Origin of the sequence: Streptomyces sp. SID12488 (genome assembly GCF_010548275.1) — a bacterium.
In the GTDB taxonomy this organism is placed as follows: domain Bacteria; phylum Actinomycetota; class Actinomycetes; order Streptomycetales; family Streptomycetaceae; genus Streptomyces.
In genome coordinates, this window is sequence record NZ_JAAGLT010000002.1 from 234,254 (window position 1) to 256,113 (window position 21,860).

Annotated in this window: 18 protein-coding genes and 1 other RNA gene; 11 read left to right on the forward strand and 8 right to left on the reverse strand. The window is 71.0% G+C overall.

Annotation, left to right across the window (positions count from 1 at the left end; translation table 11 throughout):
- Positions 1-107 precede the first annotated feature (107 nt).
- The gene (locus G3I56_RS05220; protein WP_164407838.1) at positions 108-740 is read right to left on the reverse strand and encodes a response regulator transcription factor; all 633 of its coding nucleotides are present in this window, start codon (positions 738-740) and stop codon (positions 108-110) included.
- Positions 741-745: 5 nt separating this feature from the next.
- Positions 746-2,146 carry a sensor histidine kinase gene (locus G3I56_RS05225; RefSeq protein ID WP_164407565.1) on the reverse strand — a complete coding sequence of 467 codons (1,401 nt, stop codon included), beginning with the start codon at positions 2,144-2,146 and terminating at the stop codon, positions 746-748.
- A 331-nt stretch (positions 2,147-2,477) separates the two neighbouring features.
- Here G3I56_RS05225 and G3I56_RS05230 point away from each other — a divergent pair, with 331 nt between their 5' ends.
- The 3 genes from G3I56_RS05230 to G3I56_RS05240 all read left to right on the forward strand — a co-directional run bounded on the left by G3I56_RS05230 (position 2,478) and on the right by G3I56_RS05240 (position 5,495).
- The gene (locus tag G3I56_RS05230) at positions 2,478-3,338 is read left to right on the forward strand and encodes a MaoC/PaaZ C-terminal domain-containing protein (RefSeq protein ID WP_164407567.1); all 861 of its coding nucleotides are present in this window, start codon (positions 2,478-2,480) and stop codon (positions 3,336-3,338) included.
- Between the two features lie 81 nt (positions 3,339-3,419).
- Positions 3,420-4,496, forward strand: a complete 1,077-nt coding sequence (locus G3I56_RS05235; RefSeq protein WP_164407569.1) for a Zn-dependent alcohol dehydrogenase — start codon at positions 3,420-3,422, stop codon at positions 4,494-4,496.
- Between the two features lie 36 nt (positions 4,497-4,532).
- The gene (locus G3I56_RS05240; RefSeq protein ID WP_164407571.1) at positions 4,533-5,495 is read left to right on the forward strand and encodes a 3-oxoacyl-ACP reductase; all 963 of its coding nucleotides are present in this window, start codon (positions 4,533-4,535) and stop codon (positions 5,493-5,495) included.
- Positions 5,496-5,612: 117 nt separating this feature from the next.
- Here the strand turns inward: G3I56_RS05240 and G3I56_RS05245 are convergent, their stop codons facing one another.
- Positions 5,613-5,816, reverse strand: a complete 204-nt coding sequence (locus G3I56_RS05245) for a hypothetical protein (protein WP_164407573.1) — start codon at positions 5,814-5,816, stop codon at positions 5,613-5,615.
- 96 nt (positions 5,817-5,912) lie between these two features.
- Positions 5,913-7,184, reverse strand: coding sequence for a hypothetical protein (locus G3I56_RS05250; protein ID WP_164407575.1), 1,272 nt, complete (start codon positions 7,182-7,184; stop codon positions 5,913-5,915).
- A 246-nt stretch (positions 7,185-7,430) separates the two neighbouring features.
- On the opposite strand from G3I56_RS05250, the gene G3I56_RS05255 reads away from it, so the two are divergent.
- Genes G3I56_RS05255 through G3I56_RS05265 form a run of 3 tightly spaced genes read left to right on the forward strand, consistent with a single transcriptional unit; the run spans position 7,431 to position 10,283 of the window.
- On the forward strand, positions 7,431-8,321 hold the full coding sequence (locus G3I56_RS05255; RefSeq protein WP_164407577.1) for a Nif3-like dinuclear metal center hexameric protein: 891 nt from the start codon (positions 7,431-7,433) through the stop codon (positions 8,319-8,321).
- Positions 8,318-9,061 carry a C4-type zinc ribbon domain-containing protein gene (locus G3I56_RS44980; RefSeq protein ID WP_164407839.1) on the forward strand — a complete coding sequence of 248 codons (744 nt, stop codon included), beginning with the start codon at positions 8,318-8,320 and terminating at the stop codon, positions 9,059-9,061. Before G3I56_RS05255 ends, G3I56_RS44980 begins: the two co-directional genes overlap by 4 nt.
- 55 nt (positions 9,062-9,116) lie before the next feature.
- Entirely contained in the window at positions 9,117-10,283 is a 1,167-nt protein-coding gene (locus G3I56_RS05265; RefSeq protein ID WP_164407579.1) for a bifunctional RNase H/acid phosphatase, read from the forward strand.
- Here G3I56_RS05265 and eda read toward each other — a convergent pair.
- Together eda and yaaA are read right to left on the reverse strand one after the other, a co-directional pair.
- Entirely contained in the window at positions 10,258-10,929 is a 672-nt protein-coding gene (eda, locus tag G3I56_RS05270) for a bifunctional 4-hydroxy-2-oxoglutarate aldolase/2-dehydro-3-deoxy-phosphogluconate aldolase (RefSeq protein ID WP_164407581.1), read from the reverse strand. The two genes, G3I56_RS05265 and eda, sit on opposite strands and share 26 nt — an antisense overlap.
- A gap of 155 nt (positions 10,930-11,084) precedes the next feature.
- On the reverse strand, positions 11,085-11,870 hold the full coding sequence (gene yaaA / locus G3I56_RS05275) for a peroxide stress protein YaaA (protein ID WP_164407583.1): 786 nt from the start codon (positions 11,868-11,870) through the stop codon (positions 11,085-11,087).
- 135 nt (positions 11,871-12,005) lie between these two features.
- Between yaaA and G3I56_RS05280 the strand changes: the two genes are divergently transcribed.
- From G3I56_RS05280 to G3I56_RS05290, 3 genes are all read left to right on the forward strand, one after another.
- Positions 12,006-13,523, forward strand: a complete 1,518-nt coding sequence (locus G3I56_RS05280) for an RNB domain-containing ribonuclease (RefSeq protein WP_164407585.1) — start codon at positions 12,006-12,008, stop codon at positions 13,521-13,523.
- Positions 13,524-13,635: 112 nt separating this feature from the next.
- On the forward strand, positions 13,636-14,214 hold the full coding sequence (locus G3I56_RS05285) for a Uma2 family endonuclease (RefSeq protein WP_203689219.1): 579 nt from the start codon (positions 13,636-13,638) through the stop codon (positions 14,212-14,214).
- Positions 14,215-14,237: 23 nt separating this feature from the next.
- A complete protein-coding gene (locus tag G3I56_RS05290; protein WP_164407589.1) occupies positions 14,238-15,104 on the forward strand; it encodes an AraC family transcriptional regulator in 867 nt (288 codons plus the stop codon).
- A gap of 475 nt (positions 15,105-15,579) precedes the next feature.
- Here the strand turns inward: G3I56_RS05290 and G3I56_RS05300 are convergent, their stop codons facing one another.
- Positions 15,580-15,900 carry a hypothetical protein gene (locus G3I56_RS05300; RefSeq protein WP_164407591.1) on the reverse strand — a complete coding sequence of 107 codons (321 nt, stop codon included), beginning with the start codon at positions 15,898-15,900 and terminating at the stop codon, positions 15,580-15,582.
- Positions 15,901-15,998: 98 nt separating this feature from the next.
- Here G3I56_RS05300 and rnpB point away from each other — a divergent pair.
- Both rnpB and G3I56_RS05310 read left to right on the forward strand, forming a co-directional pair.
- Positions 15,999-16,417: RNase P RNA component class A (gene rnpB / locus G3I56_RS05305), an RNA gene on the forward strand.
- A 1,024-nt stretch (positions 16,418-17,441) separates the two neighbouring features.
- On the forward strand, positions 17,442-18,353 hold the full coding sequence (locus G3I56_RS05310; protein ID WP_164407593.1) for a calcium-binding protein: 912 nt from the start codon (positions 17,442-17,444) through the stop codon (positions 18,351-18,353).
- Positions 18,354-18,522: 169 nt separating this feature from the next.
- On the opposite strand, the gene G3I56_RS05315 is transcribed toward G3I56_RS05310, so the two are convergent.
- The gene (locus tag G3I56_RS05315) at positions 18,523-21,633 is read right to left on the reverse strand and encodes an AAA family ATPase (protein ID WP_343239863.1); all 3,111 of its coding nucleotides are present in this window, start codon (positions 21,631-21,633) and stop codon (positions 18,523-18,525) included.
- Positions 21,634-21,860: the final 227 nt, after the last annotated feature.

Below are 21,860 nucleotides of genomic sequence, written 5' to 3' on the forward strand. Positions count from 1 at the left end.
TACGTGTGTGACAAACCCGTGTGCCTGGGCAACTATTCCGATGTTTCGGCGTACTAACTAATCCTTGACCTGCTCATGGGAATTTGATCTCCCGTCAGAGATGCGGCCTAAAGCCACCCCTGCTGCCTGGCCTCCCGCACCGCCTCCATCCGGTTGCGGGTCCCGGTCTTCCCGATGGCCGCCGAGAGATAGTTGCGGACCGTCGACTCGGAGAGGTGAAGCCTGCCGGCGACATCGGCGACCGTCGCCCCGTCCACCGAGGCCTTCAGAACCTCGCACTCGCGAGCCGTGAGCGGATTGGGCCCGGCGCTGAGCGCAGCCGCGGCAAGGGCCGGGTCGATGACCGTCTCCCCGGTCAGCACACGGCGGATCGCCGCCGCCAGCTCCTCCACGGGCCCGTCCTTGACGAGGAAACCGGCGGCCCCCGCCTCCATGGCCCGGCGTAGATAGCCGGGGCGGCCGAAGGTGGTCAGGATCAGCACCCGGCAGTCCGGGGCCTCGTCGCGGAGCTGGGCTGCGGCGTCCAGCCCGCTGATGCCCGGCAGCTCGATGTCGAGGAGCGCCACGTCCGGGCGGTGCAGCAGCGCCGCGTCGACGATCGCGTCACCGGCCGCGATCTGGGCGACGACTGTGATGTCCGGCTCCATCCCGAGCAACAGGGCGAGAGCACCTCGCATCATCTGCTGGTCCTCGGCGAGGAGGACCCTGATGGACTTCGAGGGACGGTGGTCCCGGGGCATCTCGTTCACGGGGTAAGGGTAGGGCGGATGTGGGGGTTGACCTGGGAAGGAGAGGGCGAAAGAGGGGAGGAGGGCGACGAAGAGGAGGCAGGGGAGGCCGTTTCTGCCGCCAGGTCGGGCAGGCCGGGCAGACCGGGCAGTTCGGCCGTCACCAGGAATCCGCCCTGTGGGATCGGGCCCGCCGACAGCGAGCCCCCTGCCGCCGCCAGGCGTTCCGTCAGCCCCTTGAGCCCTGTGCCGCCGATACCGGTACCCGTCCGCGCGGCCCCGGCGGGCGGCGTCGCGCCCGTCCCGTTGTCCGCGACAGTCAGCCGCACCCGCCCGCCTGTGCCCTCCGCTCCCGTGCCCTCGATACCGGTGCCCGCCGTGCCCGCGCCCTCCACCGTGATCTCGCAGCGGGTGGCGCCGCTGTGCCGCAGGACGTTCGTCACCGCCTCCCGTACCACCCACCCCAGCAGCGCCTCCGTCGGCGACGGCAGGGGCGGGCCCGAGCGGTGGATCACCGGGGTGACGGCCGCCGCTGTCAGGACCGAGTCCGCCCGGTCCAGTTCCGTGGCCAGGCTGCCCTGCCGGTAGCCGGTCACCGCCTCGCGGATCTCCGTCAGGGCCTGGCGGCCCACCGACTCGATGTCCGTGATCTGGAGCAGGGCCGCGTCCATGTCCCGGGGCGCCAGCCGCCGGGCCGCCTCCGACTTCACGACGATCACCGACAAGGTGTGGCCCAGCAGATCGTGCAGGTCGCGGGAGAAACGGAGCCGTTCCTCCTCGACCGCGCGGCGCGCCAACTCCTCACGCGCCGCCCGCAGTTCACGTACCGCCTCGGTCAGGGACAGGATCGCTGCCGTCACCATCGTCGACAGGAAGGTCCCGTACGCCACGTTCAGCGCGTCCCAGCCCTCCCGGACCGAGGAGACCGTTGCCGCGAGGGCGGTGAGCGCGAGCCCGGTGCTGCCCAGCCACGGGCCCCGCATCACCGCGCCGGTGGCCAGCCCGAGCAGCGGGAAGAAGTACAGCCAGCTGCCGCCGTAGACGATCGCCAGCGCGCAGGTCACCGCGCCCATCACGACGAGCGCCACCCGTGTCGACCTGGCGTCCCGTGTCTCCTTCGCGAAGGCGCGGAACGTGACGTAGATGTAGAGGGAGTTGAAGGTGAGCAGGCCCAGGGCGCCGATCCAGGGCAGCGGGGTCCGGCCCTGGAGCAGGTTGGAGAAGGAGCCCATGCCCATCAGGAGCCAGGGCAGCAGGGCGAATCCGGTGGGCGGCGGTCCCGGGTCCTCCGGCAGCCGTTCGCCCGACTTCCGCGCGGCACGCCGGGCGGCCTTGTACCGAGCCATGTCGGCCCGCCAGTGCGCCCGCTCGGCCCGCCATTCGCCCACCTGGCAGGCGGCCTCTCGCATCCAGAACATGCGCACCAGCGTACGAAGCGAGGGGCACGCCGGGCAGATGCCGATGTACGGACTCCGGCAGGACAAATGTCCCGCCCGGCGTGCCACCCAGCCTTCGGATCGCACAGCTGACACATCGTCAGGAGTATTCACAACTCAGGACCGCTCGGCTATACAACAGGGGGCGCCGGACTGGAACCCGTTCTAGAACGGCCCGTATCGACCTCGGTGCGGCCGACGGTGCGGACGGTCGTACCGAGGTCTCAGTCCCGCGAGTTCTCCGTCCCGTGCGATGTCCCTGTGAGATGTCTGTCGTGTGAGATGTCCGTCCCGCGAATTGATCAGGAGCCCCATGCCCATTGACGCCGCCAAGGCCGTCGCCGCCGAACCCCGGTCCGCAGCGATCGCCTGGGGTCGCAAGGACGTCCAGCTCTACCACCTCGGCATCGGCGCCGGCGTCCCCGCGACCGACCCCGGCGAGCTGCGCTACACCCTCGAATCCCGGCTGCACGTCCTGCCAAGCTTCGCCACCGTCGCAGGCAACGACTCCCCGGACGTGATCAGCGGCCTCTCCATGCCCGGCGTCGACGTCGATCTCGCCCGCGTCCTGCACGGTGGCCAGAGCATCGAGCTGCACCGCCCGATCCCGGTCGAGGGCAAGGCCCGCGCCACCGGGAGCATCGCCGCCGTGTACGACAAGGGCAACGCGGCGATCCTCGTCATGCGCACCGAAGTCGCCGACACCGAGGGGCCGTTGTGGACGAGCGACGCGCAGATCTTCGTACGCGGAGAGGGCGGATGGGGAGGTGACCGGGGGCCCTCGAACCGGCTCCCGGCGCCCGACATCGAGCCCGCGAAGGTCGTCGAGCGAACCGTTCGCGACGACCAGGCGCTGCTCTATCGGCTCTCCGGCGACTGGAACCCATTGCACGCCGACCCCGACTTCGCCGCCCGCGCCGGGTTCGAGCGGCCCATCCTGCACGGCCTGTGCACATACGGGATGACGCTCAAGGCGGTCGTCGACACGGTGCTCGGCGGGGACGTCGGCAGGGTCCGCGCGTACCGCACCCGCTTCGCCGGGGTTGTGTTCCCCGGGGAGACCCTCCGCATCCGGATGTGGACGCACGAACCGGACCGCGTCCAGGTGTCGGTCACCGCCGTCGATCGGGACGACGCGCCCGTACTGGCCGACACACTCGTCGAACACTCGTGATCATGACCGCGCACACGCACATTTCAGTACCACCCGCACATCCCTGTACATCGCTGTAGGTCCCCGAAGGGAGCCGCACCAATGCGCGCAGCCGTACTGCACGAGATCGGGCAGGACAAGCTGGACGTCCTGGACGACGTCGAGGCCGTGGGCTTCGGCCCAGGCAGGGTGAGGATCCGGGTCCGGGCCACCGGGCTGTGCCACTCGGACCTCTCCGCGATGAACGGCGTACTGCCGCAGCCCGCGCCCTTCGTCCCCGGCCACGAAGGCGCCGGGGAGATCCTCGAAGTCGGGGAGGGCGTAAGCCACCTGAAGGCCGGTGACCGGGTCGTCGTCTGCTGGCTGCCCGCCTGCGGCGTGTGTCCCGCGTGCAAGCGAGGCCAGACCGAACTGTGTCTCGCCGGGTTCATGAACGCGGGCACCCCCAACTTCAGGCGCCCTGGCGGCGACATCTTCGGCATGGCCGGCACCGGCACCTTCGCCGAGGAGGTCGTCGTCGACGCCGGCTGCGCCGTGCCCATCCCCGACGACGTGCCCTTCGACATCGCCGCCCTCATCGGCTGCGGGGTGACCACCGGACTCGGTGCCGCCATCAACACCGCTGACGTACAGGCCGGTTCGTCGGTCGCCGTGATCGGCTGCGGAGGCGTCGGCATCTCCGCGATACAGGGCGCGCGGCTCCAGGGCGCCGCCGAGATCGTCGCCGTCGACCCGGTGCTCTCACGCCGCGAGGCCGCGCTCAAGTTCGGTGCCACGAAGGCCGTTTCACCGGACGAGCTGGCCGACGCCAAGCAACAGCTCACCGGTGGCGAGGGGTTCGACTACGTCTTCGAGGTCGTCGGCCGCTCCGCCACCGCCCGCACCGCCTACGACACCACCCGGCGCGGCGGCACCATGGTCGTCGTCGGCGCGGGCGCCATGGATGACAACCTCCAACTCAACATGTTCGAGCTGTTCTTCGACGAGAAGCGCATCCTGCCGTCCATGTACGGCGGCGGCGACGTCCTGCGTTCCTACGAGCGCACGATCGCCCTCTGGCGCGCCGGACGCGTCGACCTCGCGGGCCTCATCACCCACCGCGTACCGCTCGCCGGTATCAACGAGGCCCTCGACCAGATGCGCACGGGAACCGCGCTGCGTACGTGCATCGAGATCTGAAGGACGCAGAGGACGCCGAGGACGCAGAGGACTCCGATGTCACTACTGTCACCGTCATTGCCACTTGAGGGACTCGCCGCGATCGTCACCGGCGCGGGGCGCGGTCTGGGCCGGGTCGAGGCGCTGGAACTGGCCCGGCTCGGCGCGGCCGTCGTCGTCAACGACTACGGGCAGCCCGGCCGGGACGGCTCCGGCGAGGCGTCCGCAACCCCCGCCGAGGAGGTTGCCGCCGAGATCCGCGCAGCGGGCGGCACGGCGATCGCCCACACCGGAGATGTCGCCGATCACGAACAGGCGCGTGAACTGGTCGAGTTGGCGATCGCCGAGTTCGGAAAGCTGGACGTCCTCGTCAACAACGCGGGCATCCTGCGCGACCGCATGGTCTTCTCCATGACGGAGGGGGAGTGGGACGCCGTCATACGGGTCCACCTGAAGGGGCACTTCAACACGACCCACTTCGCCGCCGCGCACTGGCGGGAGCGTGCCAAGGCGACCGGCGCACCGGTGTACGGGCGGATCGTGAACACATCCTCGGAGGCGTTTCTCGCCGGTTCGGCCGGACAGCCCAACTACGCCGCCGCGAAAGGCGGAATCGTCGGCCTGACCACCTCCACGGCCCTCGCCCTCGCCAAGTACGGCGTCACGGCGAACGCCATCTGCCCACGCGCCCGGACACGTATGACCGAGGACGTCTTCCAGGGCATCGAGGGGGCGGAGGAAGGCCAAGGAGGCCTCGACCCACTCGCCCCCGAGCATGTCGCCCCGCTCGTCGGCTACCTGGCGTCCCCGGCTGCCGGACACATCAACGGACAGCTGCTCGTCGTCCACGGCGGGATGGTCGCCGTCGTCGAACGCCCGCGGGTGGCTGCCAAGTTCGACAGCAAACAGGACACCTTCACCTACGACGAACTGGACGCGCTCCTCACCCCGCACTACGCGGAGCGGCCCGCCGGGGAGACGTTCGCGGCGACGGAGGTGCTCGGCCTCAAGCACGCCTGACCGAGCGGCCGGCACAACGACTGAGGCAGCCACTGAGAAAGCGTCTGGCACAGCAAAAAGCAGCCCCGCCCGTGGCCGTGGCCAACTGGGCGGGGCTGCATGTTGCTTGACGTACCGTCAGGCCCTGTTCTCGGCCTGCTCGGACGGCTTGCGATGACGGCCGTGCGGGGCCGTCTCGTCGTTGTGGGCCGAGACCGGCCCCCGGTGCTTGCCGTAACCACTGCTGTAACCACTGCTGTAACCACTGGTGTGGCCGTTGCTGTGGTTCGTACCCTCGTGGGCATCGGTGGACAGCGGCTGCATGGTGCTTGAGTCGTTCATCGGTACGTGTTCACCCCGTCAACATGATCTTTCTACAGCCGGGTGATCTTAACCAGCACAACTCGGGGTGACACGAGCCGCACACACCGACCGGGACTAGTTCGTTACAAGCTTCGCCACTTCGTTACCGGGCTTCCCGGCCTTCGCCACGGGCCGCCCCAGCGGAGCCTGTTGCAACGGCACCGGCCGAGCCACCGCGACGGGCGCGGGAGCAGCCCGTTCCGGGCCCGTCGCCGCCCCCGAGTCCAACGTCACGCACGCCTCGGTCGCCTCGCTCGCGTCGAACCTCTCGGCTCGCACCCGGGCCACCCCGCACGGCACCTCCCCCGTCACGTACGGCAGTTGAAGCTCCCCGTCCCTGCTCCACAGCCCCGCCCCCGGCACCCACCCCTCCGGCGCCGGAAGATGCCGCACCTGTCGCTCAGCGGGCCGCCACACCCCCACCCAGCTCCCCGTCGAACCGTCCACGCGCAACGCCACCCCGCAGCTCTCCGGCGTCAGCACCTGCCCCGGCTGGATCGCGAACGGAGTGAGCGCGCACCCGTCGATCCGCAGGCACTCCGGGAAACGCACCGGCAGGGTGCTGCCGAGCACTCCCCAGCCCAATCGTTCCTGCCCGCCGGGCGAGGGCGCGTCCGAGCCGATCAGCAGCAGTCCGCTGTCCGCGTCCGCGAGCAGCAGCCGGTCGTTGCTCTCCGCCGAGATCTGGAGCAGTGGCGACACCTCGCCGTCGCGCTCAAGATCGACCACGATCGCCTTCGTGTGCCCCCCGACCTCCCGGTCCAGGGCGAGCAGCCGCCCCGTGCGGTCCAGCCAGACCCCGCCCGAGCAGCGGCCGGGAACCTCCGTGACGTACTCGGGCCCGAAGGCGCCGCCCGCCACCAGCCACACCGTCGTCGAACGCCGGCCCAGGGCGAGGGCGTACGCACGGTCGCCGCCCGGAGCCGGGGGCAGCAGCCGCAGCCGGGTGCCCGCATCGGGGCACTCGACGGCGCCGAGGGGGAGTTCGCCGGTGCCGGGGCCGGTCGGGTAGAGGAGCGCGAAGGTGTGCCGGCCGTCGATCGGACGGTGGATGAGGACCCGCCCGTCGCCCATCGGCAGCACCTGCGTGCCGGGCTCCTCCGGCTGGTTGCCGGGCAGCGGCACGGCGTACGGCTCGGGCCCGTCGAGCGTCCAGCGCTCCGGGAACCAGGATTCGCCGCTCCGCGAGTCTCCGCTTCGCACGAGCCGGGCGGCGTAGGCACCGTCCGCCGTGATCGCCAGCTCCGCTCCCGGGGAAATTCCGTCCTCCGCCATAAGCCCGATCGCCATGGGTTCGATCATGGGCTGGGCCATGGGCTCGATCGCGTCGATCGCACAGGCCGTCATCGATCGGTCACCTCCGGCGACGAAACTAGTTTTCGCACGCACAGACGTGGGACCGGGCAGCGGCCATTTCACACATAAGGGTGGCCCAGGAACGATTCGCCTGAGGAAACGGTGACGCCTGTGCTGACCGGGACCGGCGACGTCAGTGGGGACAGCGTCGGGGACAGCGGCGGGAGCGGAGACGGGGTGACAGCGGGGCGGGCACACCGGTTCAGCCGTACGGAACAGCCAGGTAGCCTTGCGCTCGTGCCCCGTCTGTCTGAAGTCATCACCGCGCTGGAGACCCTGTGGCCCGCCGAGCGGGCCGAGTCCTGGGACGCGGTCGGCACGGTCGTGGGCGACCCCGATCAGGAGGTCTCCCGGGTCCTGTTCGCCGTGGACCCCGTCCAGGACATCGTCGACGAGGCCGTGAAGCTGGGCGCCGACCTGCTGGTCACCCACCACCCGCTCTATCTGCGCGGTACGACCACGGTCGCGGCGGACACCTTCAAGGGCCGGGTCGTGCACACCCTGATCAAGCACGACATCGCCCTCCACGTCGCCCACACCAACGCCGACGTCGCCGACCCGGGAGTCAGTGACGCCCTCGCCGGCGCCCTCGACCTGCGGGTCGTACGACCGCTCGTGCCGGACCCCACCGACCCCGCCGGCCGGCGCGGTCTCGGCCGGGTCTGCGAGCTGGACCACCCGCTGACCGTCCGCGAGTTCGCCGCCCGCGCCGCCGAACGGCTGCCCGCGACCGCGCAGGGCATCCGGGTCGCCGGTGACCCCGAGGCCCTCGTCCGCACGGTCGCCGTCAGCGGCGGCTCCGGCGACAGCCTCTTCGACGACGTACGCGCGGCCGGTGTCGACGCCTTCCTCACCGCGGACCTGCGCCACCACCCGGCGAGCGAGGCCCGCGCCCAAAGTGCCCATGGCGCCGACACCCACGCCCCCCACAACCCCCTCGCGCTGCTCGACGCGGCGCACTGGGCCACCGAGTGGCCCTGGTGCGAGCTGGCCGCCGCCCAGCTCGACGAGATCTCCGACCGGCACGGATGGGGCCTTCGGGTCCACGTCTCCGCCACGGTCACCGACCCCTGGACGGCCCACGCGGCGTCCACCACCACCTCTGAAGCACTGGGAGCCCCCAACTGAACGCCGAGCCCGCCGACCAGATCCGACTTCTCGACGTCCAGGCTCTCGACGTACGCCTCCAGCAGCTCGCGCACAAGCGCAAGTCGCTGCCCGAGCACGCCGAGATCGAGTCGCTGACCAAGGACCTCACACAGCTGCGCGACCTGCTGGTGGCCGCGACGACCGAGGAGAGCGACTGCGCCCGCGAGCAGACCAAGGCCGAGCAGGACGTGGACCAGGTGCGCCAGCGCGCCACCCGCGACCAGCAGCGCCTGGACTCCGGTGCCGTCAGCTCGTCCAAGGACCTGGAGAACCTCCAGCGCGAGATCGTCTCCCTCGCCAAGCGGCAGGGCGACCTGGAGGACATCGTCCTGGAGGTCATGGAGCGCCGTGAGTCCGCGCAGGAGCGGGTCGCCGAGCTGACCGAGCGGGTCGGCGCCGTCCAGGGCAAGATCGACGACGCGACAGCGCGGCGCGAGGCGGCGTACGAGTCCCTCGGCGGTGAGGTGGGCACGGCGACGAAGGAGCGCGAGGTCATCTCGGGTTCGGTGCCCGACGACCTCCTCAAGCTGTACGACAAGCTGCGCCAGCAGCAGGGCGGAGTCGGCGCCGCCCGTCTCTTCCAGCGCCGCTGCGAGGGCTGCCGTCTGGAGCTGAACATCACCGAGGTCAACGAGGTGAAGGCCGCCCCCCGCGACGCCGTACTGCGCTGCGAGAACTGCCGCCGCATCCTGGTGCGCACGTCGGAGTCGGGCCTGTAAGGCAGTTGTAATCCAGCTGTAAATCACCTCTGTCGGTCAGCAAGGAGCTTGTGGCGTGCGGGAGTTCATCGTCGAGGCCGACGGCGGTTCCCGGGGCAACCCGGGGCCTGCGGGCTACGGTTCCGTCGTCATCGACGCGGCCACAGGGGAGACGCTGGCGGAGGCGGCCGAGTACATCGGCGTCGCCACGAACAACGTCGCCGAGTACCGGGGCCTGGTCGCCGGCCTGCGCGCGGCCCGCGAACTGGACCCGGCCGCCGCCGTCCACGTCCGGATGGACTCCAAGCTGGTCGTCGAGCAGATGTCGGGCCGCTGGAAGATCAAGCACCCGGACATGAAGCCGTTGGCGGCGGAGGCGGCCCGGGTGTTCCCGGACGCCGGGCAGGTGACGTACGAGTGGATCCCGCGCGAGAGGAACAAGCACGCGGACCGCTTGGCGAACGAGGCGATGGACGCGGGCAAGCGCGGCGAACAGTGGTCGGCGTCCACGTCGACGGCGGAGCTGGACGCAAGCCTCACCCCCGCCGCCACGGCGTCTGACGCGGACACCGGCGCCGCGACGAAGGTGTCCGTCGGCTGGTCGGCGCCCGCGGATCTCGGCCCGCCGGCGACGTTCGTACTCCTACGCCACGGCGAGACCCTCCTCACTCCCCAGAAGCGCTTCTCGGGCAGTGGCGGCACTGACCCGTCCCTCTCGGACGTGGGCCTGGACCAGGCCGAGCGGGCGGCGGCGTCCCTGGCCGAGCGCGGCACGATCGAGGCGATCATCGCGTCCCCCCTGACCCGCACGCGCCAGACCGCCGCTGCTGTGGCGACCCGCCTCGGCCTCGACGTAACCATCGACGACGGCCTGCGCGAGACGGACTTCGGCGCGTGGGAGGGGCTGACGTTCGGCGAGGTGCGCGAGCGCTACCCGGACGACATGAACGCCTGGTTGACCTCCCCGAAGGCCGAACCGACGGGCGGCGGCGAGAGTTTCGCGGCGACCGCACGCCGGATGGCCGTCACTCGCGACAAGTTGATCGCGGCCCACGCGGGCCGTACGGTCCTGCTGGTCACCCACGTGACCCCGATCAAGACCCTCATCCGCCTGGCCCTGGGCGCCCCACCCGAGTCCCTGTTCCGCATGGAACTCTCGGCGGCCTCACTCTCGGCGGTGGCGTACTACGCGGACGGCAACGCGAGCGTACGGCTCTTCAACGACACGTCCCACCTGCGCTGAGCCCGCTGAGCCCTGCGGCCTGACGGGCAAGTGTCTCGACGCGGCCCCAGTCGCGCGCGGCGATGGCATCCGCCGGGAGCATCCAACTCCCGCCCACACAACCGACGTTGGGCAGCGCGAGATACTCGGGCGCGTTCGCGGGACCGATCCCCCCGGTCGGACAGAACCGGGCCTGGGGGAGCGGCCCGGACAGCGACTTCAGATACGCGGTGCCGCCCGCCGCCTCCGCCGGGAAGAACTTCATCTCCCGCACCCCGCGCTCCAACAGCGCGACAACCTCGGACGTCGTCGACACTCCCGGCAGGAACGGCACCCCGGAAGCCCGCATGGACTCCAGCAGTACGTCCGTCCAGCCCGGGCTGACGAGAAAACGCGCCCCGGCCGCGAGCGCGTCGGACACCTGAGCCGGCGAGATGACGGTGCCCGCGCCGACCACCGCGCCGGGGACTCCGTCGGCGATGGCCCGGATGGCGTCGAGCGCGACGGGCGTACGCAGGGTGACCTCGATGGCCGGCAGCCCCCCTGCGACGAGCGCCCGAGCAAGCGGCACGGCATCGGCCAGGTCCTCGACGACGACCACGGGGACGACGGGCGCGAGATCAAGAACAGAGGGCTCGGAGGGGCCGGACGCGGGGAGGCTGGGCATGTGCCTCATCCTGCCTGCGGTTTGCAGCATGCGCAAAGAGAGTTGCACATGTTGCAATGGGGCGAGTTTATTGGGGCGCGGGGAACTGCGCGACAAGCCACGACGGCGCTGCAGCCGACAGACAACACAACGCGCCCCAACCAGCGGAGCATGCCTCAGTGGATCTCGTCCACCAGCACATCCAACGCCCACGCAGCCCCCGTCCCCCTCGGCGGCGCCTCCCCCTCCACCACGTACCCGAGATCCCGCAACGCCTCCACCAGCTCCCCGGGCCCGGAGGGCGCCACCCCCGCACTCACCAGGCTCCGCACAATCCTTCCCTTCGTCGCCTTGTTGAAGTGGCTGACCACCTTCCGGGTCGGCGCATGCAACACCCGCACCGTCGCCGTCCGCCCGGCAACCTCCCCCTTCGGCTTCCAGGCGGAGCCGTACGCGGAGGACCGCAGATCGAGAACGAGCCCTTCACCGGCCACCTCGGGAAGGACGGCGGCCATCGGAGCACGCCAGTGCGCGCCCAGCGCCCCGAGCCCGGGCAACTTCACGCCCATCGAGCACCGGTACGAGGGAATGCGATCCGTGACCCGTACGGCACCCCACAACCCCGAGAAGACGAGCAACGACCGTGCGGCCCGCCTCTTCGCGGCGGCGTCGAGAGAGGCGAGGTCGAGGGCGTCGTACAGCACCCCCGTGTAGACCTGCCCGGCGGGCCGCGCGCCGGCGGTGAGCAGGTCGACGTTCTTGGCGACCTCACCCCGCAGCCCCTCACTCAGCCCCAGCACCTCACGCGCCTTGTCCTCGTCACCGACGCACAGCTCGACGAGCTCCCGGAGAACAGCCTCGCGGGCACCCGTGAGCCCCGGCAGAGACAGCGACTCCAGCTTCAACGGGGCGCCACGACCCGAAGCGGCCTTGCCTTCGGAGGGAGGCAGCAGGACAAGCACGGTGAGTTCTCCAAACGGGTACGCGGGTATGCGGGTACGCGGCCACACGGGTATGCGGCTATGCGGGTCGCGGGGTCGACCCGCGTCAGATTACGTGGTGAGGCGGGTCGCCCGGATTATGCCTACGCTCGTTCCATGCCCCGCCGCCGCATACGAGTGACCGGCGCCCCCGAAGCCCCTCTCCGGGCCGCCCTCACCGCGCTACGCACCGAACTGGGCGTCCCCGACAGCTTCCCGCCCGCGGTACTGGCGGAGGCGGACCGGGCGGCGAAGGCCCCCGTTCTCCCGCCGCTCGACGCCACGGACATCCCGTTCTTCACCATCGACCCGCCCACGTCCACGGACCTGGACCAGGCGATGCACCTGTCCCGCCGCCCCGACGGCGGCTTCCGCGTCCGGTACGCCATCGCGGACGTGGCGGCGTTCGTCGAACCGGGTGGGGCGTTGGACGCGGAGACGCACCGCCGGGTCACCACCCTCTACTTCCCGGACGAGAAGACCCCGCTCCACCCGCCGGTACTCAGCGAGAACGCCGCGAGCCTCCTCCCCGACCGGACCCGCCCGGCCGCCCTCTGGACGATCGACCTCGACGCGGACGGCCGTACGGTCGCCGTAGACGTCCACCGGGCCCTGGTCCGCAGCCGCGCGAAACTCGACTACGAGGGCGTGCAACGACAACTGGACGCCGGGACGGCGGAGGAACCGCTGACCCTCCTCAAGGACATAGGCGAGGCGAGAGAACGCCTGGAAGCCGAACGCGGCGGAATCTCCCTGAACGTCCCGGAGCAGGAGATAGTCGAGGATGGTGACGGTGACGGTGACGGTGACGGGGAGGGGGCCGGGGGCGGGGACGAGGATGGGGCCGGGGGCGGGGACGCTCGCACGTACTCACTCACCTACCGCGCACCACTGGCCGCCGAAGGCTGGAACGCCCAGATCTCCCTGCTCACGGGCATGGCGGCGGCCGAGCTGATGCTGACGCACGGCACGGGAGTACTCCGTACCCTCCCTGCCGCTCCGGACGGTGCGGTGGGCCGCCTGCGCCGCACCGCGCAAGCTCTGCACATCGACTGGCCGCACCACGTCTCGTACGCGGCCCTGATCCGTTCCCTGGACCCGCGCCGCCCCCACCACGCGGCCTTCCTCCAGGAGTGCACGACGCTGCTACGAGGCGCCGGCTACACGATCTTCCGCGACGGCAACCTCCCGCCGCTCACCACCCACGCCGCCGTGGCCGCCCCCTACGCCCACTGCACGGCCCCCCTGCGCCGCCTCGTCGACCGCTACGCCTCGGAGATCTGCCTCGCCGCCGTCGCCGAACAGTCCCCGCCCGACTGGGTGTTGGCGGCCCTGGACACGCTCCCCAAGGAGATGGCCGAGGGCGGGAGACGGGCGGGCGCGGTGGAACGCGGCTGCGTGGACATCGTCGAGGCGGCACTCCTCAAGGACCGGGTGGGGGAGGTCTTCGAGGGGTGTGTGGTGGACGTGGAGGAACGCAAACCGACGGTCGGGACAGTGCAGCTGGACTCTCCGGCGGTGGTCGCGCGAATCGAGGACGGTGACGGGGTCCCGCTGCCACTGGGGGAGCGGCTGCGAGTGCGGCTCACACGGGCCGAGCTGGGGGCGGCGGGGGTACGGTTCGCTCCCGTGTGAGCCGTACATCGGGCGTGACCGTGTGCCACGATCGAGGGAACGGTTCCCGATCTCATGGACAGGTGATCAGCCGATGTCCCAGTCTGGCGAGCGACCGAAGGAGGGGCGTGACATGACTGCCGTGGCTCATGAGCCCACCACTATGGCTGAGGGCCTGCTGGAGATCTTCCTGTCCCTCGACACCCCGGAGGGCTTCCGGGCAGAACTGATCGAGGGGGAGATCGTCGTGACGCCGCCGCCGGACGGGGAACACGAGCGCTACATCAGCCGGATTGTGCGGCAAGTGAACAGGCGGTCCCGGACCGACATGGACTTTTCCGGGAACAAGGGGCTGAAACTGAAGAGTGGGGAAGCCTGCCCGAAGAACCACGTGATCCCGGATGTCACATTCGCTCCCCTTGAGCTGGACGTCCTCGCGAGCGCAGGCTCGTGGATGCCTTGTGACGGCGTTGCCATGGTGATGGAAGTGACGTCGACGAAACCCAGGGCTGACCGCGAGGTCAAACGCCGCTGCTACGCACGCGGTGGCATCCCCCTTTATCTCCTCGTCGACCGCGATACGTCGTCGATCACGCTGTTCAGCGCCCCGGAGAAGGACGACTACCGCCAGCACTGCACCCTCCCGCTCGGCAAGCCGGTGGCTCTCCCCGAGCCCTTCGCCTTCGACCTGGACACGACAGACTTCCTCTGACGTCCGCGAAGTACCGTGGAACCGTGAACGCACGCGGGGGCACACGGGAACAGGCATTGTGGACCAGAGCGAGACTCGGCCGCTGCGGCCCCGCCCTCGACCTGCTCACCGCCTGTTTCGACCGGCACGTCTACGCCCCGCACGCCCACGACGAGTTCACCGTCGGCGTCAGCTCCAGCGGCGTCGAGATCATCGACTACCGGGGCGGGCGCATCTGCACCGACCCCGGTTCCCTGGTCGTACTGGAACCCGGAGAGATCCACACAGGAGGCCCCGCCACCTCCGCCGGGTACTCCTACCGGGCCCTGTACGCCGACCCGGCCCTCCTCGCCGACGGCATCCTCGACGGCCGGTTCCCGCACTTCCGCGAGCCGCTGGTCGACGACCCCGAACTGGCCGCCGCCTTCCACACCGCGCACATCGAACTCAGCGCCTGCCCCGACCCGTTGGAGGCCGAGTCCCGCCTGGCGTGGCTGCTGGCGGAACTGGCCCGCCGCCACTCCACGGCCCGCCCGGCGGACGACAGGGTCCCGGGCGAGGGGCGCATAGCCCGCGAGGTACGAACCCGCCTGGCGGACGAACTGACCGCCCCACCCTCCCTCGCCGACCTCGCCACCGACCTGGGCCTGTCCCGCTACCAACTCCTGCGCGCCTTCCGTACGACGGTCGGGATACCCCCGTACGCCTGGCTGGCCCAGCACCGCGTGACCCGGGCCCGCGGCCTACTGGACGCCGGCCTACGCCCCGCAGAAGTCGCGTCGCTCGTCGGCTTCGCCGACCAGGCGCACCTGACCCGCTGGTTCCGGCGCGTGATGGGGGTGACCCCGGCGGCGTACCGCAACAGCGTTCAAGACGGCGGACGGGAAGGCAGCCGACACTTGCCCGCATGACTGCACGCGGCTGGTTGTTGTTCTCCCTGATGGGAGTGGTCTGGGGCATCCCGTATCTGCTGATCAAGGTGGCGGTGGAGGCGGACCTGTCGCCGTCGACGGTGGTGTTCACGCGCTGCGTGCTGGGCGCGGCGCTCCTCCTCCCCTTCGCGATCCGCCAGGGCGGTCTCCCTCTCACGCTCCGCACGCACTGGCGCCCGATGCTGGCCTTCGCGGTCATCGAGATCATCGGCCCGTGGTGGACCCTGACCGACGCGGAACGCCACCTCTCCAGCTCCACGGCGGGCCTGCTGATCGCGGGGGTACCGATAGTCGGGCTTGCGCTGGCCCGCTTCTTCGGCAGCACGGAGAGGCTGGGGGCCCGGCGGCTCACGGGCCTGACCCTGGGCCTGGCGGGCGTCGCGGTCCTGACCGTCCCGCACCTGACAGGCGGCGACGCCCGCTCACTCGCGGAGGTCCTGCTGACGGTGATCGGCTACGCCACGGCTCCGCTGATAGTGGCGCGCCATCTGAAGGACGTCCCGTCGCTCCACCTCACGGCGCCGTGCCTGGCACTGGCGGCGCTGGTGTACGCCCCGGCGGCGGTGATCACCCGCCCGGCCACCCTTCCGGCCACACACGTACTGCTGGCCCTGGCCGTCCTGGGCGTGGTCTGCACGGCCCTCGCCTTCGTGGCGTTCCTGGAGCTGATCAAGGAGGTCGGCCCGACCCGGGCGACGGTCTTCACGTACGTCAATCCGGCGGTCGCGGTGGCGGCGGGCGCCGTGTTCCTCGACGAACCGCTGACGGTCGGCATCCTCGCCGCCTTCGCGCTGATCCTGGCGGGATCTGTCCTGGCGACGGCCACTGGACCGCGTCGGGGCGGACGCCCGGTAGCATGGTCGACACGGCAGACGAGCCGGGCGGACGGCCGCGTGGACTCCCCTTCGGGGGCGCTCCCCGAGGAACGTCCGGGCTCCACAGGGCAGGGTGATGGCTAACGGCCACCCGGGGTGACCCGCGGGACAGTGCCACAGAAAACAAACCGCCTGGCGCTTCGGCGCCGGGTAAGGGTGAAACGGTGGTGTAAGAGACCACCAGTGCCCAGGGCGACCTGGGCAGCTAGGTAAACCCCACCCGGAGCAAGGTCAAAAGGGAACGTCCCCAAGGATTTGGACGACGCTCCTGCGAGGACGTTCGAGGGCTGCCCGCCCGAGTCCCCGGGTAGACCGCACGAGGCCGGCGGCAACGCCGGCCCTAGATGGATGGCCGTCGCCGAGGGGATCGCGAGGTCCTCTCGGAAACAGAACCCGGCGTACGGCCCGGCTCGTCTGCCGCCAAGGGCCCTATGACCAGGGAAAATGCTGGTCAGGGGCCCTCTTTCCGTAGGTCGAAGGGCTTCATCAGGCCCCGGTCCGTAACGGTGCAAACCGGTACACGCGGCTGTGAACGTAGCCATCAAGGTAGCCATCAAGGTAGCCATCAAGGTAGCCATCAAGGTGGCCACGAAGGCAGCCACCCACGCGGCCACTGCGGGCACTCGTCCTGATCGTTGAGGTCTCAGTGAAGGAGATCGCGTATGCGGATCCGGCCTGACCTGGCAGAACGCTGACCTGCGCCGACGGTCGAAGGATGCGAGGAATCCCCGTTTTTCCCCGTGACGCGCCACCGTAACGAGCATGCGGGGGCACCTTGAAGGCCCTCGGTGCGCGCAGCGCCTCGCGGATGGCGCAGGGCCGTGCCACGCGGGAGCGTGTGTGGGGCGAGAACTGCTCGCGGGTCATGGCGGGGAAGGTACCGCCCCCGGGGTTCTGGTGTCGCGGCCTGGCCGGGGCCCATGCCCAGACCGCCGGCCTGGCCGCGGGGTTCCGGCACGGACCGGACGACGCGCACCCGAGGAGTCAACGGGCTGGTGGGTCGGCGCCGGAAGTCTTGCCGGGGTGTGGACCCTGCACCGGGGAGGCGGAGCAGGGGCCGTCACCCCAGCCGGATGCGCTACCAGGTCGAAGTGGACCTACGCGGTGACACGATGGTCACGATTCGCACGTGCCGGTGGCCACAGCCCGGCTCGAGGAAGGGGCACGGGAGCGGCTCGGAACCGTCCATGGCGGCCGACGAGCGGAGCCAGGGGGAGATACCGGATCGGGCGTAGGCGGGCGGGCGCCTGCACGAGCTGGTGCGACGCCAGATGGCGTGAGCGACGCCCCGTGTGGCCCGCCGTCCCGGCGTCCGGCTGCGCGGCGAGGGCCACGAGGTAGTTGGGGGACTTTCCCTCATGCGCCCGGTGTACGCGGCGGGCACATTGGTGGCCATGTCTCAGCACGACGTCACCACGCGTGCGCAACCGAGGGGAAGTCGATGGGCAGAAAAGCGTTACTCCGGGTCCTGATGGTCGCCGTGATGGCGGGTTCCGCGGTGTCCTTGACCGCGGGGCCCGCGAGCGCGGCCACAGGGGTGTTCGTGAGCGGGGGTGATGTGATCGTCAACGCGGGGTCGGGCGTCGCGAACAACATCACGGTCTCCCTGTCGGGAAGTTTCGTCGTCATTCAGGACACCGCCGCCACCCTGACGGCCGGCATCGGCTGCTCGGCTCAGATCAACGGATCGGTGGCCTGCCAGGTCGGCAGCTTCCCGACGGTGGTGGTGAACGCCGGGGACCTGAACGACCGGATCACCAAGACCGGCAATGTCCGGGGCAACCTGAAGGGCGAGTCGGGCAACGACATCATCGGCGGCGGCCCCAGCCCGGGCAGCAACATCCTCAACGGCGGGGCGGGCAACGACACTCTCAACGGTGGCCCCACCTTCGACCTCCTCATCGGCGGCCCCGGCGCCGACACGCTCAGCGGCGGGGGCGGCACCACCGACATCGCCAGCTACTTCGAGAGCGGCTCGGGGGTGGTCGTCGACATCGACAACGCCGCCGACGACGGCGTCGGCGGCGAGGGCGACAACGTCCTCACCGACGTGGAGACCATCTACGGCAGCGAGTTCAACGACACGATCACCGGGAGCGCGTCGAACGACACCATGCTCGGCTACGGGGGCAACGACCGGCTGGTCGGCGGGGCGGGCAACGACAGCCTGGTCGGGGACCTCGTCCCGTCGAGCAGCGGCCGGACCGGTGCCGACACCCTGGTCGGCGGTCCCGGGAACGACACCCTGAACGGCGTGGACAACATCCTGGGCAACGACAGTGTCGACGGGGGCGCCAACACCGACACCTGCACCGCCGACACCGGGGACACCAAGAGTCTCTGCGAGGCGTGAGTAAAGGCCGCACGGGACCAATCCAGGGTTATGCACGGGACCAATGCAGGCATATACCGGAATGATCCCGTGCGGTCAGCAGTCAGCGGTCAGCCCACGTCAGGTGTCGGCGTCGCCCGCCACCGTAGGGGGAGCGACCTTCGCTGCCGCGGCGCAAAGCGCGCCGGAGTCACTGCCCGTCCGAGTACCGGCGCGCCAGGCCGCGCAGGGCGGTCCGGCTGCTCTGGCCGGTGCGGTCGCGGAGACTCGCCAGGTGCTTTTCGACGGTGCGGGGCGAGAGGAACAGCTGCTGGGCGATCTCCTGGTTGCCGAGCCCCCGGCCGAGCAGGCGCAGCACCTCGTACTCCCGGGCGGTCACCCCCGTCCGCCGCAGCTCCGGCGGAATCGTGTCATGGCCCTGGCGTCGCCGGGGCACGGGAGAGCCCGCTTCCCGCAGCAGGGCACGGCAGGCCGCCGACATCCGTGTCGTGCCCCGGTCGTGGAAGAACTGCTCGGCGGCGCGCAGCCACTCGACAGGCTGCCCCCAGTCGTCCGTGAGAGCCGCCTGGGCACCCAGGCGCAGACACAGGTGACGGGCCATGGGAATGGTGTCGGTACCGGCCAGGGCTTCCTCGGCCACCTTGGCGGCCTCGGCGGCCCGGCCTTCGCGGCCCAGCAGCACAGCTCGGGACCATCCCACGAAGGGCCTGTCCCAGTGGACCTGGGTGAGCCGGTCGGCGACCGCGCCGTCCAGCTCCGCCCAGCCGGCCGCGCCCCGTACGGTGCGCAGGAGCAGGTACGGGCCGAGGAAACCGATGACCCCGCGGGTGCTGGGCAGTGCCCGCATGGTCCGGTCCGCCTCGGTGAACTCGGCCATGGCACGGTCGGGTTCCTCCAGCAGCAGGGAACACACGCCCCGGGCCCAGCCCCACACCGAGGTGTCGGCGTAGCCCCAGACCGCTCCGGCGCTCCCCCCGGCCAACGCGGTCTCCAGTACGTGCAGCGCGGCCTGGAGTTTCTCCCGTTCGCCTCGGGAGGCGGCGATGACGGCGTCCATCGCGACACCGATCAGCTGCACCTCGCGCAGCCGCAGCCTGTCGGCTGTCGTGCGGAGCCGCTCGGCGTACTCCAGGGCCCCGTCCAGGTCGTCGCGCAGCACATGAGCCTGCGTCAGATGCGTGTCGGCCCAGGCTGTCAGAAGCACGGCACCGGTCTCCTCGGCCGCCTTCCGTGCTGCCAGCAGCCGATCGGTACCGGTGAACCGGATCCGGTCCAGCGCACCGAGTTCCAGCAGGCCGCGTATCCGCCAGACCGGCAGGGCATGTGCCTCGGCCGTGGACACCAGACGTTCGAACACCTTCTCCGCCTCGGCCAGGTCGTGGGGCCGCAGGCAGTACCCGAGGATGTTCAGCGCCTTGCAGCTCACCTCCGGCAGCCCGACCGCCTCGGCAGCGGCCAGTGCCCCTTCGGCCAGGACCCGGGCGCTCTCCAGCCGGTCCGGGCGCTGTGAGCCGAGCACCAGGTGCGCCGCCACGGCGTCCAGGGCGGCCCGGGACGCCGCGTCGGGCTCGGCGCCGAGCAGTTCCCGTGCCCGGCGCACGGCGGTCAGACCTTCCTCCCACTGCTGTGCGGTGGCCGCGGCCCGGGCCCGGGTCAGGAAGCCCGCGGCGCGCCGGGCGGCGGGCGCGCCCCACGCGATCAGGACATGGTCCAGCCGATCGCCGAGCTCCGGGACGCGCTGGACGTCGCCCGTCAGGACGAGCGTCCCCAGCAGTTCCTCCAGCAGCCGGGCCACTGTCTCGGGCGGCGTGTCCGTGGCATCGGCGGTCAGTTCCAGGCCCCGGTCGAGGAGTTCCACCGCGGTCAGCAGCGCGCCGCGTAGGACCGCCTGCCGACTGGCCCGGGTGAGCAGCGCAGCCGCCCGGGCCGGCTGCCCGCCGGCGACGCACAGCTCCGCGGCCAGGCGGTACAGGTCGTCGCCCGAGCCGCCGCCGAGCAGACCTCGGAGCTCCCCGCCCCGGTCGGGGCGGTCGGTCCCCGACTCCGGCACCGCCGCGTCGGCGGCCTCGATGGCGTCGGCGGCGGCGAGACAGAGCGCCGCCCGCTCAGCGGGCAGCAGCCGGTGGGCGATGGCGTCGGCTGTCAGGGCGTGGCGGAAGGAGTGCCAGCCGGGCTGCTCCGCGGTGGCGCCGTCGGTGACCAGGTGGGCCCGTGCCGCATGTCTCAGCTGGCGGAGCGCCGTCATCCGGTCGAGCTCGGCGACACGGGCGGCCACGTCCACGGGGAACCGCCTGCCCAGGACCGCCGCCGCTTCCAGGAGCGCGATCCCGGGCGGTTCCAGGTGGTCGACGCGCTGGAGGACGGCGGCGGCGACCGTCGTGGGTACGCCGGCGTTCAGCGCGCCGGTCACCGTCCAGCCGTCGTTCCGCGTCCGGACGAGGTTGCCGCTGTCGACCATGGCCTGCAGCAGTTCCTCAACGACGAAGGGGACGCCCTCGGAGACGGCGTGCAGGCGGTCCAGTACGGCCGCCGGCACCTTGCCGGCGTCGTCGTGGCCCAGACAGCGGGCGGCCAGTTCCGCCGTGTGGGCGGGCCCGAGGCGCGCCAGGCGCAGTGTGCGGGCCGCACGGCGGGATACCGCGGCCTCGGCGAGGTCGAGGGCCGGTCCGGGCCCACCGCGCAGGGTGGCCAGCAAGGCGGCCCGCTGGCCGGGGAGGTTGTCCGTGAGGTAGTCGACGATGGTGAGCGTGTCGGCGTCCGCGTCGTGCAGGTCCTCCAGCACCAGTAAGCAGCCATGGGTACGTCCGAGGACCCCCAGGAGCCGCAGCACCGCCTCGGCGTAACCCACCAGCGGCGCGCCGTCCTGCGGCGCCAGCCCGCACAGCCGTGACAGCAGCGGCTCGTAGGGGCCCAAGTCCCCGTCCGCAGGCGCCCCTTCACCGCGCAGTCCGGAGAACACGGCCTCCGCCAGCGGGCGCAGGGGCACCGCGCGCCCGGCCGACGCGGCCCGCCCGCGCAGCACCCGCGACCCGGTGCGCGCGGCAGCAGCCACGGCTTCTTCCACGAGGCGCGACTTGCCGATACCCGGCTCGCCCAGCACGAACACCGACGAGCCCCGCCCTTCGCCCGCCGACCGTCCCACCTCGGTCAGAAGGTTCAGCTCCGGTCCTCGGCCGACCAGTGCCGGTGACGACAACGACACTCGGGCCCCCTGCGCCTTCTTCGCCTTCTTCGAATTCTTCCGGGATGTCCCGGCCGCCCCCTCGAATGCTCCTTCGAGTCCGTACAGCGTAGTGCCCACGAGTCACAGGGGACGCACAACTAGATGGGGGCTCTTCCCCCATGCCCCCGGCAGCAGGCGCACGGCATCCTCTTCTCAGCAGGTTGGGGGGACAGGGCATGTCCGGGGGAGGGGGGACATGCCCTGTCTGCTGTTCTTTCTTCGATGGGCGGATCCAAATGCATTCAAGGTCTTCGATTCTGGTCACCGCCGGGCTTCTGGCTGTGGTCCTGTCCGGATGCTCGTCG

Excerpts from the sequence above, each read along its gene's own strand:
- G3I56_RS05220 (WP_164407838.1), bottom strand. The coding sequence starts at position 740 with ATGCCCCGGGACCACCGTCCCTCGAAGTCCATCAGGGTCCTCCTCGCC.
- G3I56_RS05225 (WP_164407565.1), bottom strand. The coding sequence starts at position 2,146 with ATGTTCTGGATGCGAGAGGCCGCCTGCCAGGTGGGCGAATGGCGGGCC.
- G3I56_RS05230 (WP_164407567.1), top strand. The coding sequence starts at position 2,478 with ATGCCCATTGACGCCGCCAAGGCCGTCGCCGCCGAACCCCGGTCCGCA.
- G3I56_RS05235 (WP_164407569.1), top strand. The coding sequence starts at position 3,420 with ATGCGCGCAGCCGTACTGCACGAGATCGGGCAGGACAAGCTGGACGTC.
- G3I56_RS05240 (WP_164407571.1), top strand. The coding sequence starts at position 4,533 with ATGTCACTACTGTCACCGTCATTGCCACTTGAGGGACTCGCCGCGATC.
- G3I56_RS05245 (WP_164407573.1), bottom strand. The coding sequence starts at position 5,816 with ATGAACGACTCAAGCACCATGCAGCCGCTGTCCACCGATGCCCACGAG.
- G3I56_RS05250 (WP_164407575.1), bottom strand. The coding sequence starts at position 7,184 with ATGACGGCCTGTGCGATCGACGCGATCGAGCCCATGGCCCAGCCCATG.
- eda (WP_164407581.1), bottom strand. The coding sequence starts at position 10,929 with ATGCCCAGCCTCCCCGCGTCCGGCCCCTCCGAGCCCTCTGTTCTTGAT.
- G3I56_RS05280 (WP_164407585.1), top strand. The coding sequence starts at position 12,006 with ATGCCCCGCCGCCGCATACGAGTGACCGGCGCCCCCGAAGCCCCTCTC.
- G3I56_RS05285 (WP_203689219.1), top strand. The coding sequence starts at position 13,636 with ATGACTGCCGTGGCTCATGAGCCCACCACTATGGCTGAGGGCCTGCTG.
- G3I56_RS05300 (WP_164407591.1), bottom strand. The coding sequence starts at position 15,900 with ATGCCGACCGTCAGCGGTTCGTCGAGGAACACGGCGCCCGCCGCCACC.
- G3I56_RS05310 (WP_164407593.1), top strand. The coding sequence starts at position 17,442 with ATGGGCAGAAAAGCGTTACTCCGGGTCCTGATGGTCGCCGTGATGGCG.